Genomic DNA, 13,148 nt, shown 5'->3' with positions numbered 1-13,148 from the left:
GGCGAGGTCGGCCTCCATCAGCTCGAGCGTGGCCTTCAGGCAGTCCGGCATGTACATCATCGGCAGGACCGTGTCCTCGCGCACGAAGCACTCGTACGGCTCGCCCCGGACCGCGGCGTAGTAGATAGCGACGGCGTAGTCGGTGGTGCCGCCGCCGGGCGGCGTCTCCGCGGAGATGATGCCCGGGTAGCGGAGGCCGCGGACGTCCAGGCCGTACTTGTGGAAATAGTAATCGCACACCAGCTCGCCCGCCACCTTGGTGACGCCGTACATAGTGCGCGGCTTGAGGACCGTCTCCTGGGGCGTGTTGTCGCGGGGGGTCTCCGGGCCGAAGGCCGCGATGGAGCTGGGGACCAGGACCTGCGCCATCTCGCGCTCGCGCGCCACCTCCAGCACGTTCAGCGTCCCGTTCATGTTGACGTCCCAGCACCGCATCGGGTTCTGCTCGCCCACCGCGGAGAGGATGGCGGCCATATGGACGACGGCATCGACGTCGTACTTGTCGCACACCCGCTCCACGGTGTCGCGCCTGGCGACGTCGATGAACTCGAAGGGCCCGGACTCCTCCAACGTCTTGGAGGGTTTGGTCTTGCGGCCGGTGGCGACGACGTTCTCGGCGCCGTAGCGCTCGCGCAACGCCAGCGCGAGCTCGGAACCTATTTGACCGACCGAGCCGGTGACGAGAATTTTCTTAATGGGGGCTTTCGCCATGGCAAACGACCTCTCATGGGGGAGTTTAAAGAGTATTGCGTCGCGTTATTCGGGCCGATAATATACAACGCCCCCGCGGCGAAGGCAAGGGGGAATATCGGCGCGGCCGCTTACGGCGCGACGAAAAACGCCCCTGACGCGAGGGGCGTTTGTTAGACGAGGTTGGCGGTTATTACCTGAAGAGGGTCTTGACGCGGCCCAGGCTCGTCGCGTCGACGGCCGGGTTGCCGATGGTGATCCGGGCGATTTGGCCGTCTTTGGTAACCCAATCGGCGGTGGTAGCGGTTTTGTTGTTCTTGGCGCCAAGGCGCCCGGGTTGGCCGGAGATCGAAAGCCAGAAAAAGGTATTGACCGAAGCCGTATTGCGGGACCACGAGATTTCGAAAAGCAGGTTATCCTTATTATTGTAGGTGAAATTTTTCGGCTCGCATTGGATGAACCAGTCTTTATTATTAAGGCCCGCCGGAATTGTAAAATTGCCCGAGTATACTTTGACCGGCGTTTTGCCGTCGTAGTTATTCTGGAAGTTATTCGTTAGCGCGTTGAGGCTTGAGTGGCATAACAACATGTCGACGTTGTAGAACGTAATAGGTGGCGAACCACTGGCGTAACCCCAGAATTGGAATTCGACCTTCGTTACCCGGCCCGCCTCGTTAATCTCGGATTGGTACCACATACATTGGAACCGGTAAGCGGAGTACTGACCACCCCACGGGACATGGTCCGCGGCAAGTGGCGTCCCGCCGACGATATGCGGGCCCGCTAACGCGCCGCCTGTGGCCGCGATAACTAACGCCAACGTCAACGAAAATACCTTCGTCATCTGTTTATCTCCTTCCCCAACAGTTAAGGGTTGCGTGACTTAAATTCATTTAATTATAGCACAAAAACTAACGCCGCGCAAAAAATAGCCGGCCTTCGACGTCCGCCGCGCCGCCGAAAAAAACGCCCCTCACGCGAGGGGCGTTTTTGGGGCGAAGGTTAGCGGTTATTACCGGAAGAGGGTTTTGACGCGGCCCAGGCTCGTCGGCTCGAGCCCAATCATCGTCCCGATGGTCAGTCGGATGCGCTGGCCGTTGTTGTATACCGTTCCGGTAGTGGCGTTGTGGTCGAACGCGTAGCAGCGGCTGTACGGCTGGCCCGAGCGCCAACAGCGTACGTCGTTGCCGTCGTCGCCGTCCCAGCGTATCTCCATCAGCAAATTGTTGCGGTTGTTATAATTGAATTGGTTCGCGTTAATGCGGAGGTCGAACCACCCGGTCCCGCTGACCGTAACGCTTCTCATATTGAGAACCAGTACCGGCGTAAAGCCGGTGTAGTTGTTCGCGAACGCGGTCTCGAGCGTCGTCTTCCTGGTGTGACAAAACCACGCGCGCACGCTGTTGAACCTGCCGCCGGCGGCGTCCGCCTTATCGAACTCGACGCCGTTGACGTAGCCGGCGTAATCGATATCGCTCTGGAGCCAAAGGCACTGGAACCGCATGGAATCGCCGGATGCGCCGCGCCACGGCACGACGTCGCGGGCCACGCGCGGCCCGACGACGACGACCTTGCCCGAAGCGATAGCCGCGGGCGCCAGCGCCGAGGCCGCGACCAGCGCGGCCGTTACCATTATGACCTTTTTCATAACAATACCTCTCGTTTTTTAATCAACTCGGCCTCATACTTCCCGCACACTTTATAACACCGCCGCCCTCTTTTTGCAATAAAAAGTCGCCGCGAAGACTCGTCGCGCCGGAATTTCCGCCGTTGGCGCGCCTCCGGCGAAATCGGTCTTGACCTCGCGCCGCAGCCGTTGTAAAATACGCGTCCATCCGAGACATCCCGCGAACGGCATCGCCGTATTTCGAAAAAAACCCCGGAGCTCAAGGAGAACGCGACGGCTATGAGCAATATCGGCTCTTACGAGAAACGACGTAAGGATTTCGACTGGCGGCAGGCCCGTGAGGAGCTGGCCTACGACGACGCGCCGAACAAGAACATCGCGTACTTCCTGGCGGAGCGCAACTGCGAACGCGGCCTGGGCGACAAGGTCGCCCTCATCTGGGAGAACGCCGCCGGCGACGCCACGGAGAGGTTCACTTTCGACGAGCTGAGGCGATACAGCAACGCCTACGCCAAGCTCCTGCGCGACCTTGCCATCGAGCCCGGCGAGCGGGTGTGCATCTTTATGGACAAGATACCGGACCTGTACTTCTCGTTCGTGGGGATACTCAAGGCCGGCGCTATTGCCCAGCCGCTGTTCTCGGCCTTCCGCGAGGACTCGCTCTTCACCCGGCTGGAGAACGCCGAGACGACGGCGGTCCTGACGATGAAGCGGTTCGCCGGCCGCGTGCGCCACATCCGCGACAGGCTCCCGGCGCTCAAGCACGTCGTAATCGTCGACGCCGGCGACGCCGAGCCGCGCGAGGGCGAGACCCACTTCGACGTCTACGGCGCGGAGCCGGTGGAGGAGTTCGACATCTACCCCGCGGACGAGGAGACGCCGTCGGTCCTGCACTACACCTCCGGCACCACCGGCCCCCCCAAGGGCGCACTCCACGTCCACGGCTCGCTGGTCGCGCAATACATAACCGCCAAGTGGGTACTCGACATCCGCGACGACGACGTCTACTGGTGCACCGCGGACCCGGGTTGGGTGACGGGGACGTCGTACGGCATCATCGGGCCGTGGGCGCTGGGCGGGACCCAGCTCGTCCTGGAGCTCGGTTTCATGCCCGAGCGGTGGTACGCCGCCATCGAGAAGTACAGGGTGACGGTGTGGTACTCCGCCCCCACCGCCATACGGCTCTTGATGAAGGAGGGCGCCGATATAGTCAAGCGCCACGACCTCAGCTCGCTGCGCCACCTGGTAAGCGTGGGCGAGCCGCTAAACCCGGAGGCCGTCATCTGGTCGGAGGAAGTCTACGGCCTGCCGTTCCACGACAGCTTCTGGCAGACGGAGACCGGCTCCATCGTCATCTCCAATTACCCGGGGATGCCGATTAAGCCGGGCTCGATGGGGAAGCCGTTCCCGGGGATGGAGGCCGCGGTGCTGGACCCCAAGAGCTTCCAGCCGGTTAAAACCGGGACCGTAGGCCTTATTGCGCTCCGGCCCGGGTGGCCGGCGATGTTTCGCCAATACTGGAGGAACGAGGAAGTTTATAACGGCAAGTTCGTCGACGGCTGGTACATCTGCGGCGACCGCGCCACCGTCGACGAGGACGGCTACTACTGGTTCGTGGGCCGCGACGACGACGTCATCAACACGGGAGGACACCTCGTCGGGCCGTTCGAGATCGAGTCCGCGCTGTTGGAGCACCCGGCGGTGGCGGAATCGGCGGCGGTGGGGAAGCCGGACCCGGTGAACCTGGAGGTAGTTAAGGCTTTTATTGCGCTCAAACCGGGCTACGAGCCGAGCGACAAGACCAAATTGGACATTATAAACTTCGTCCGCAAGAAACTCTCTCCCCTCGCGATGCCGCAGGAAATAGAGTTCATGGACGGTATGCCCAAGACCCGCAGCGGCAAGATAATGCGGCGGCTGCTCAAGGCCCGCGAGACGGGCGAGGAGATAGGCGATACGTCGACGCTGGAAGACGATTAATTAATAATTTATACTTAAAAAGGAGCAGCGTATGGCCGACGAACTCAAAGATAAGATCCGCGAATACGTCGTCGACGAGTACGTCGAAGAAGGGGACGACGTCGAGGTGACGGACGAAACGCCCCTCATCACGGGCGGCCTGGTGGACTCGTTCTCGATGGTATCGCTCAAGCTCTTCCTCGAGACCGAATACGATATCAAAATCCCGGACGAGAAGGCGACGGCCGAGGCTTTCGACACCGTTAACGCCATCGCCGTACTGGTCCGCGAGTACACGGACGCGTAAAGAGTCGGCGCCGCCGCGAATATTTTAGCTTAGGAGGATACGATGGCTTACGGAACCGCCGCCCGCGAGTTCTACCGGAACGAGCTGGTCGGGATTCGCAACGACGGCCTCTTCAAGGAAGAACGCTACATCCTAACTCCCCAGGGAGCGGACATCGAGGTGGAGTTCCCGGAGGGCGCCCCGGTCAAGAAGGTCATCAACATGTGCGCCAACAACTACCTCGGCCTCTCCAGCCATCCGGACGTGGTGGCCGCCGCCCACGACGGCCTGGATTCCAAAGGCTACGGCATGTCGTCGGTGCGCTTCATCTGCGGCACCCAGGACACCCACCGCGAGCTCGAGCGCAAGTTGAGCGAGTTCCTGGGTACGGAAGACACGCTTTTATTCGCATCCTGTATGGACGCCAACGCCGCGGTGTTCGAGGTCGCGCTGACGCCGGAGGACGTCGTCATCGCCGACCGGCTGGTCCACGCCTCCGTCATCGACGGCATCAAATTGTGCGAAGCCCAGTACGACTCCTATAAGCATATGGACATGAAGCACCTGGAGAAGAAGCTCCAGCAATTCGCCGACAAGCGGCTGCGTATGGTCGCCACCGACGGCGTCTTCTCTATGGACGGCGACGTCGCGCCGCTGGACGAGATATGCGAGCTGGCCGACAAGTACGACGCCATGGTGATGGTGGACGACTCGCACTCCTCGGGCTTTATGGGCAAGACGGGCCGCGGCACCCACGAGCACTGCGGCGTCGTAGGCCGCGTCGACGTCATCACCACCACGCTGGGCAAGGCGCTTGGCGGGGCATCCGGCGGCTGCATCTCGGGACGCAAGGAGCTGGTCGAGCTCTGCCGCCAGCGCGCCCGGCCTTACCTCTTTTCCAACACCCTCGCGCCGGTGGTGGTCTCCGCCTCCCTCAAGGTGATGGACCTTATCTCGGCGAGCACCGAACGCCGCGACAAGCTGGAGGAGAACACGCTCTACTTCCGCGAGCAGATAACCGCCGCCGGTTTCGACATCCGCCCCGGCGTCCATCCCATCGTCCCCATCATGCTCTACAACGCCCAGCTGGCCCAGGACGTCGCCCGCGACCTCTACGAGGAGGGCATCTACGTCATCGGCTTCTTCTTCCCGGTGGTGCCGAAGGGCCAGGCCCGCATCCGCGTCCAGCTCTCCGCGGCCCACGAGAAGGAACACATAGATAAAGCCATAGCGGCCTTCAAGAAAATAGGCGAGAAGTACGGCATCCTGGGCCTGGGTAAGAAAGAGATTATCGAGAAGTTCGGGAAATGATCCCCTCGCATCGCTGAACCAATTAAGGGCGGCCGCAAGGCCGCCTTTTTTATCTCGCCCCAAGAAAAACGCCCCTCCGCGGAGGGGCGTTTGTGGTCGTGGTTTATTCCTGGCTAGCGGAAGAGGGTCTTGACGCGGCCCAGGCTCGTCGGCTGAACGCCCGTCATGGTCCCGATGTGTAGGCGTATGCATTGGCCCGCATTATGGACGGTGCCTGAGGTAGCGGTGTGGCTGGACGCGTAAAGGCGGCTCAGCGGTTGGGGCGAGCTGTAACAGGCGCACGTGGCGCGCGAGTCCCCGTTCCAACGTACCTCCATAAGTAAGTTGTCGGAGTTATTGTAGTTGAATTTGTTGGGCGTTATGCCGATGTCGAAAAAACCGGAACCGCTTAGAGTAAGGTTCCCGCCGGTGCGGACCTGGACCGGCGTGTAGCCGGTGTAGTTGTTGTTGAACGTGGCCTCAAGCGCGGTTTTCTTCGAGTGGCACAACCACACGCGCACGTCGTTGAAAGTACCGGCCGTGGTATTGCTCTTCTCGAACTCAACGACGTTTATGTAACCGGCGTAGTTGATGTCGCTTTTAAACCATAGACACTGGAACCGGCAAGAGTCCCACAGGCCGCCATACCAGGGTATGGTGTTGCTGCCGTAGTGGGTCCCAATAGTTACTACCTTGCCGTGGTCCTCGGCTGCGGCCGTTGCAAAGCTCAACGCTACGGCGAGTGCCGCAGTTACGAGTAACGCTTTCTTCATATCGTGCCTCCTTGCCGAAAATTAAACTCCACCTCCGAGGTTTTAATAAACGAAATTAAAACATAAACTTTTAATCGATGCAACCTTAAAACCCGCCATTTTAAAATACGTATCGGTTAATTAATATGCGCTTCTGGTATGGTACGCTAATAAGCACGCCGCCTGCCGCCGCCTATTCAACGCCGCAGCCGCCACACGGCGAATCCCGCATCCGCGTCCGGCTCTCCGCCGGCCCACGAGCGCGAGCTCGTCGAGGCCGCCGTCGACGCCTTCAAGAAGGTCGGCGAGAAGTACGGCATCCTGGGCCTGGGCAAGAAGGAGATTATCGAGAAGTTCGGGAATTAATACCGCTAACGCGGGGTTAACGAAGGGCGGCCCGGGAGGCCGCCTTTACGCGTATTACGGGCCGCGAAAAAAACGCGATAACGGGCGGCCCGAGCGCCGTCGCTTATTATTCTCCTAAAAAAGACTTGACAACAAGCTTCGCCTAATACTACTTTAGAAGCGTCTATACCCGCAAGAGTTTGAGTAACGACGTTAATAAGCCTTTTAACCAAAAGGAGGCGTGAATGATGAAACGGTGGGGAATGGTTATCTTAATCGTCGCGCTGACGCTGGGCGTCGCGGCGTCGGCGCTGGCGAGCGGCAGGCGGATATACTGTTATTCGGCGAACGCCAACGACCCCTGTCCGTTCTGGGGTGCCTCTTACAGCGGCATGCGGTTCCAGACCAACGTCGAGCAGTCGCGCATAAGATACGCCGGCTCCATCAACGAGGTGGAGTACTACAACTACGACGGCGCCTCGGGCCGGTACAATAACTACCGCGTCTACCTGTGCCACACCACGCGGACGTCCCTCTCCACGACTTTCGGCGTCAACTACTACGCGGCGCCGGTGCTGGTGGCTTCCCGCAGCGCTTTCACCATCCCGGCGGTTCGCGGTTGGTTCGGCCTCAGGATGACGCGCAGCTTCGCGTACGACAACGTGCGGCACTTGCTTATCGAGATCCGCTGGGAGGGCGACAACGCCATAAGCGTGCCCATCTACAACAACGACCCGTTGTCGGGCAATCGCCGCGTTTGGGCGGTTAACGATCCCAACGCTGAGACCGGCCGCGGCGACGGCCGCGCCTACTACACCCGGCTGAACTTCGGCTACTATACCGCCGTGGAACCGACTAGCCTGGGCCGGGTCAAGGCCATATTTGAATAGCTTAACTCGACCCTCGAAAACCCCGCCGCCCGGCGGGGTTTTTACTTAACTCCGTAGATAGGCTGTAAAAAAAACGCCCCTCCACGGAGGGGCGTTTTTAGCGTTCAGCTTTTTTACGTATTAGCGGAATATGGACTTTACGCGCCCCAGCGAGGTCGGCGCGACGCCCGGTATGGCCCCGATGGTGATGCGGCCGTATTGGTGATAGTTGGTATTAATGCTTCCGGTAGTAGCCGTCTTCGACGACGAATTGTATACGCGGCCGGGGTAGAGAGGCGAGCCGACCATGCGTACTTTAAAATACGTTGGGCTGGCCGAGCCGCCTTGCCAGGATATTTCTATGAGGAGGTTGTCTGTATTATTGAACGTGAAGTTCGTCGGTTCTACGATCGTCATCCACTGTTCCGCGACACTCGCCGGGAGGACGTACGTGCCTTTGAATACGTTAACGGGGGTCTTACCGCCGTAGTTGGTGGCGAAGGTTGACGTTACGGCCTTTACGCTAGTATGGCAGAGTAGGATATCGCAGTTATTGAACGTGCCGCCCGGGGAGGGCCTCGCGCCAGAATAAACTTGCCACTCGATTTTGGATACGGGGCCGGTTTCGCCGAGCTCGGTTTGGAACCACATCGTCTGCCACCTGAACGCCGACGCGGCGGTAAAAGGGTACGTGTTGTTGGTGTTGGGCGTACCGCCGCCGACTATGTGGACCGCCGCCGTTGCCAGCGTAGACGCCGCGACGACCAGCGCCAGCGTTAAGAATACGTATTTCTTCACGGTAATACCTCCTAGTAGATGTTCGAATTATGCTACGTTTCCCGTGCCGTATTAAAGCATACTATTTCCAATATCGCAACTAAAAAGTTGGGGGGCCGCTCGAGCCGGGCCTTAATCTACGTTTTAATTCCCGCGAAAGAAAACGCCCCCCTTCCGAGGGGCGTTTTTAACGTTCAGCTTTTTTACGTATTAGCGGAAGATGGACTTGACGCGCCCCAGGCTTGTCGGCGCGACGCCGGAGCCGGGCGCGACGGTTATACGTAAGTACTGGACTTGGCCGAAGCGATATGCCGCGACGGTAGCGGCGTCGTCAAACGACCACATACGCTTCATCCCGCCGACGCCGCTCCAGCAAGGGGCATTCGGGCTGGTGCCGCGCCAACGGATCTCAAACACCAAATTATTGGTATTGTTGTACTCGAACTTGTTGGCGTCGATACCCATGTCCCACCAGGTATTGGCGGCACCGGATACGGTTTTGGTCGCCGCGTTGAGGACCTGTACCGGGGTGTCGTAATAGTTGTTGGCGAACGTCAGATCTAGCTCCGTTTTGGTCGAATGGCCGAAGTAAGCCCGCACGAGGTAGAAGGTAGCGTTGTTAGCGGTGTTGTTCTCCCACTCGACCTTGTTGATGTAGCCGCCTGCCGTTAGGCCGATTTCGGATTTTTCCCAGAGCGCCATGTACCGCATCGCGGCGTGGCCGGCGCCCCACCACGGGCAATAGTTGCCTTGCGACCTGTTGCCGATAATTTTTACTTCGTCGGCTGCCGCTAACGTAGACGCGGCGAGGACCAACGCCAGTGTTAAAAGTACTAACTTCTTCATCGTACTACCTCCTGATGTTTGCCGTGCTTCTTTTACGTGGTCGGTTTATATCTGGCCATAAAGGTTATATTATTATACCTGACTATGCAACTAATATATTAGTTGATAACATAATTAGTTTAGTTATAATTATTTGCGTCCAACGCTGCGTTTTTTTCCCAAAACGTTTAGCGCGATGCCCCGGACGGGCGCTACCGGGCCGTCGCCAAAGGCCAGGCCCGCATCCGCGTCCAGCTCTCCGCCGCCCACGAGAGGGAACACATCGGCGCCGCCATCGCTGCCTTCAAGAAGATCGGCGAGAAGTACGGCATCCTGGGCCTGGGCAAGAAGGAGATAATCGAGAAGTTCGGGAACTGATTAACCGGGTATCGCCGAGCGAATTAAGGGCGGCCACAAGGCCGCCTATTTATCTCGCCAAAGAAAAACGCCCCTCCACGGGGGGGCGTTTTTAGCGTGCAGCTTTTTTACGTATTAGCGGAATATGGACTTGACGCGGCCCGGCGCTCCGCCGGTTCAACGCCGCAGCCGCCACACGGCGAACCCCTCGGCCATAGTCAACCGCTCGTGGGCGTCGTCTATATAATTTTGGACGTCGTTACTCATCAGGCCGTAGTACCGCGCGTCTACCACCAGGTACCGCGCGCCGGCGTCGCGATACTTTTCCACCAGCCGCGCGAACAGCGCCGCGTCCTCCGCCAGCGGTCCCTTCGGCGACAATATCCACCCCTTGCGGTTGCAGTAGTACAGCCACTGCGGGCCGCCGTTGTTGAACGTTACGATGGGCGCGCCGGTCTCGTCGACCGAATTTAAATAGGCTCCCGCTCGAGCGGCGGCGTCGTTCACCCGGGCGAACGAGCGGAACTTCCCGGTGTACGACGGCACCGCCGCGGCCAGGACCAGCGCCGTTACTACTGCCGCGGCCTTGCCCCAGACGTTCCGGCGGAAGAGCTTCAGCCCCTCCGCGGCGGCGTAGCCGCCCGCCAGCGCCGCCGGCGCCACCAGCGGCAGCGCGTAGTAGTCGTGGTCGTACGCGCCCCGCGCCAATACCAGCAGGTACACGACGACGGCGCCCAACCACGTCAAAATTTTAAACCGGAAGTCGCTTCGCCGGGCGAAGAGCAGCGCCGCGCCCGCCAGCGCCAGGACGAGCCCGGGCCACGTCAGGACGTTCGCGGCCACGTTCTCGACGAGCATCTTGCGGTAGAAGTCGCCGGAGAGCAGCGTCGACAGCGTGGCCCACTTGTCGCCGGCGACCCAGATGCCGAAGGTGAGCCCCGTCTTCAGGAATATTCGGTGCGCGTGGTAGTACCACATCGCCGCCGGCACGAACGCGCCCGCCAGCACGAGCCACGGCGCCGGCGACCGGAGCTCGAGCCGCCGATAGCGCAGCGCCAATACGGCGAACCAGATGAGCAGGTGGAACGCGGTGAGCTTGAGCGTGCCCGCCAACGCCAGCAAGGCCGCGGCGTCGAAGAAGTCGCCCGTTCGGCCGTCGTCCAGCCAGCGCAGGAAGAAGTACGCCGAGCCCAACGATGCCGCCAACACCCAGCTCTCCGGCATGAACGCCCGGCCCATAAAACCCGCGACCGGCGAGACGGCGAAGAGGAACGTCGCCGCCAGCGCCGCGCCGGGCGTTATTAATCGGCGCCCGATTTTATAAACGAGAAATAATTGCAGGCCGTAGGCGGCGAGCGCGAGCAGCCGCCCCAGCCATTCGCGGACGCCGGCGACGCGGTAGAGGGCGGCGACGGCGTACGAGTAAAGCGGGAACTCGGTCTCGCAGTAGTTCGGGCCCGGGCCGCCCCAGTCGACCTCGGGGTAGAAAAACTTCATTCCGCCGGCGGCGAAGTTGCGCGCGATGGCCGCGGTGTCGGCCTGACGCCACGGGTGATGCCCCAACAGCGGCCGGTCGAAGCCGTAGAGCTTTTGCCCCAGCGCGAGCGCTATCAGCGCCGCCGCCCAGAACGAGGTTCTTTTATAGAAGGCCATAAAAAACCGCCCGAGTATCGGCGGCATCGTAACACGCGCGCGGGCGGCGGTTAATTCGGGTGGAAAAAACCCCGGCCGCCGGGCCGGGCCCTACTTGAAGTGCTCGCTCTCCACTTCGATTGTTATCTCCGGCGAGCCCGGCGCCGATACGCCGCCTTTGGTCAGGAGTTCGCGAAACGGCGCGGCGCCCTTCGCGCGCAGGCAATACCGCAGCGCGAGCAGGACGAGGTCGGCGACGGAGATGCCGGCCTTCTCGGCGAGCTCCTCCGCCGCCTTCTCATCGTCGGGGAGGATCTGGAACAGTACGAGGTTGCCTTCGTCTTTGGCCAAAGGTTCAATCCCCCGAAATCCGCAGCGTGATTATAATAACGTCCGGCCCCTTTTTCAACCCCAAAAGCGGCGGCGGTTAAAAATATATCGCGAGGCCGGCCTTGACGCCGAAATAAAGGGCCGCGCCGCCGTCGTATCGGTAATCGTTGACGGCCGTTTCGTACGAGGCGACGCGCTTTCCGAACAGCGCCGCGAGCTCCGGCCCGACGTCCACCGCCAAAGGCCCGATGAGCGGCACGTTCGTCCCCGCCTCGGCGTAGAGCCCCGGGTGGTAGAGGACCTTCGGCTCGAGGCTGCCGTACCGGAAGTAAGTCTTCTCGCGCGCCAGCGTCAGGCCGCCGCCGACGTACGGGTATATGAACCCCAGAGGTAAGTCGTATACTACGCCGCCGCGGAAGGATAAAAGTTGGCGTTCGACCGCTTCCCCGGGGTCGACGGCTTCCGCCGGGGATTCGGGGAATTCGTGGCGGTCGTAAGCGAACGAGGCCGCGGCGGCTAGCGCCTCCGTCAGGCCGTACCGGAAGCGCGCGCCGCCGCCGGTCCACGACGAGTTCGCATCCTCGCCCGCGACGGGAACGGAGGACTTGTAGTATACGGCGGCGCCGAGTTCGGCCGGGCGCTCGCGCGACGGCGCGGCGTCCGCGCCCCAGGCCGCGGCGAGTAATATGACGACGGCGGCAAGTACTCGTTTCATTTCTTCACCCTCGAGTCGGGAGTTTGGGAATCAACGCGTTACCACGAACATCGTGCTGAGGTTGTCGCCGCCGGCCGTCAACGCGGCGACGTAGCACCCGGGCGCGAGACGGTTGGTCTCGAGCGCCAGGACGTTGGCGCCGGCGGCGGCGGGAGCCGTTGCGGAGGCAACGCGCCAGCCCGTAATGTCGTACGCGTCGACCGCCGCGGCCGCCGGCGCCTCCTGCCGCCACGTCAACCGCAGCGCGCCCCGGCACGGGTTGGGCGAGATGCTAAGGCCCGAGATGAACCGCTTCGCCCCGCCGACGGCGGCCCGGGCCGTCCCCAACGTCAGCGCGTACCCGGTGCCCGTCCGGCCCTCCAGCTTGTACGCGTAGTCCCCGGGCAGCGCGGTCTCGTCGTTATACGTGTAAGGGCGGCTGCCCGCGATGGGCGCGGTGTTCACCCGGTGCCAGTTCGTTTCCGCCGGCGACCGCCGGTAGACGTCGAAGTGGTCGAACGCGCCGACGGCTTCGCCGTCCCACCACAGCTTTACGGCCGCGGGCGCCGGGCGCGCGACGAAGGTTACGCCTCCCACCGGCACCTCGCTCAACGGCAGCCGTTGGACGCACACTTTGCCCGGGCTTTGCGCGTACGCCACCGCGATTTCGCGGCCCGTGACCGCCGGCGACGCCAGCGTGGAGTCGGCCCCGGGC

General features: G+C 61.4%; 14 protein-coding genes. 4 read left to right on the top strand and 10 right to left on the bottom strand.

The annotated features are described in order from the left end of the window. The 3 genes from VMX79_01890 to VMX79_01880 all read right to left on the bottom strand — a co-directional run. The coding region (locus VMX79_01890; GenBank protein HUV85845.1) for an NAD-dependent epimerase/dehydratase family protein at window positions 1-711 on the bottom strand (711 nt) is incomplete at its 3' end. A gap of 172 nt (window positions 712-883) precedes the next feature. Next, on the bottom strand, window positions 884-1,534 hold the full coding sequence (locus VMX79_01885) for a hypothetical protein (GenBank protein ID HUV85844.1): 651 nt from the start codon (window positions 1,532-1,534) through the stop codon (window positions 884-886). A gap of 168 nt (window positions 1,535-1,702) precedes the next feature. Further along, entirely contained in the window at window positions 1,703-2,338 is a 636-nt protein-coding gene (locus VMX79_01880) for a hypothetical protein (protein ID HUV85843.1), read from the bottom strand. A 216-nt stretch (window positions 2,339-2,554) separates the two neighbouring features. On the opposite strand from VMX79_01880, the gene acsA reads away from it, so the two are divergent. Genes acsA through kbl form a run of 3 tightly spaced genes read left to right on the top strand, consistent with a single transcriptional unit; the run spans window position 2,555 to window position 5,873 of the window. After that, entirely contained in the window at window positions 2,555-4,297 is a 1,743-nt protein-coding gene (acsA, locus tag VMX79_01875) for an acetate--CoA ligase (protein HUV85842.1), read from the top strand. Between the two features lie 31 nt (window positions 4,298-4,328). Continuing rightward, a complete protein-coding gene (locus VMX79_01870; protein HUV85841.1) occupies window positions 4,329-4,583 on the top strand; it encodes an acyl carrier protein in 255 nt (84 codons plus the stop codon). A 42-nt stretch (window positions 4,584-4,625) separates the two neighbouring features. Continuing rightward, window positions 4,626-5,873 carry a glycine C-acetyltransferase gene (gene kbl / locus VMX79_01865; protein ID HUV85840.1) on the top strand — a complete coding sequence of 416 codons (1,248 nt, stop codon included), beginning with the start codon at window positions 4,626-4,628 and terminating at the stop codon, window positions 5,871-5,873. A 113-nt stretch (window positions 5,874-5,986) separates the two neighbouring features. On the opposite strand, the gene VMX79_01860 is transcribed toward kbl, so the two are convergent. Beyond that, on the bottom strand, window positions 5,987-6,625 hold the full coding sequence (locus tag VMX79_01860) for a hypothetical protein (protein HUV85839.1): 639 nt from the start codon (window positions 6,623-6,625) through the stop codon (window positions 5,987-5,989). 569 nt (window positions 6,626-7,194) lie between these two features. Between VMX79_01860 and VMX79_01855 the strand changes: the two genes are divergently transcribed. Next, window positions 7,195-7,839 carry a hypothetical protein gene (locus VMX79_01855; GenBank protein HUV85838.1) on the top strand — a complete coding sequence of 215 codons (645 nt, stop codon included), beginning with the start codon at window positions 7,195-7,197 and terminating at the stop codon, window positions 7,837-7,839. Between the two features lie 120 nt (window positions 7,840-7,959). On the opposite strand, the gene VMX79_01850 is transcribed toward VMX79_01855, so the two are convergent. From VMX79_01850 to VMX79_01825, 6 genes are all read right to left on the bottom strand, one after another. Continuing rightward, window positions 7,960-8,616: a hypothetical protein gene (locus tag VMX79_01850; GenBank protein ID HUV85837.1), complete on the bottom strand. Its 657-nt coding sequence runs from the start codon at window positions 8,614-8,616 to the stop codon at window positions 7,960-7,962. Window positions 8,617-8,805: 189 nt separating this feature from the next. Further along, window positions 8,806-9,441: a hypothetical protein gene (locus tag VMX79_01845; protein ID HUV85836.1), complete on the bottom strand. Its 636-nt coding sequence runs from the start codon at window positions 9,439-9,441 to the stop codon at window positions 8,806-8,808. A 513-nt stretch (window positions 9,442-9,954) separates the two neighbouring features. Next, window positions 9,955-11,430, bottom strand: a complete 1,476-nt coding sequence (locus VMX79_01840; protein HUV85835.1) for a glycosyltransferase family 39 protein — start codon at window positions 11,428-11,430, stop codon at window positions 9,955-9,957. 90 nt (window positions 11,431-11,520) lie between these two features. Beyond that, window positions 11,521-11,760: a hypothetical protein gene (locus VMX79_01835; GenBank protein HUV85834.1), complete on the bottom strand. Its 240-nt coding sequence runs from the start codon at window positions 11,758-11,760 to the stop codon at window positions 11,521-11,523. Window positions 11,761-11,836: 76 nt separating this feature from the next. Further along, window positions 11,837-12,454, bottom strand: coding sequence for a hypothetical protein (locus tag VMX79_01830; GenBank protein HUV85833.1), 618 nt, complete (start codon window positions 12,452-12,454; stop codon window positions 11,837-11,839). 30 nt (window positions 12,455-12,484) lie between these two features. Continuing rightward, the coding region (locus tag VMX79_01825) for a hypothetical protein (GenBank protein HUV85832.1) at window positions 12,485-13,148 on the bottom strand (664 nt) is incomplete at its 5' end.

This window comes from bacterium (assembly GCA_035529855.1).
Taxonomy (GTDB): Bacteria; RBG-13-66-14; B26-G2; order WVWN01; family WVWN01; genus WVWN01.
This window is presented reverse-complemented; position numbering and strand designations above follow the sequence as displayed.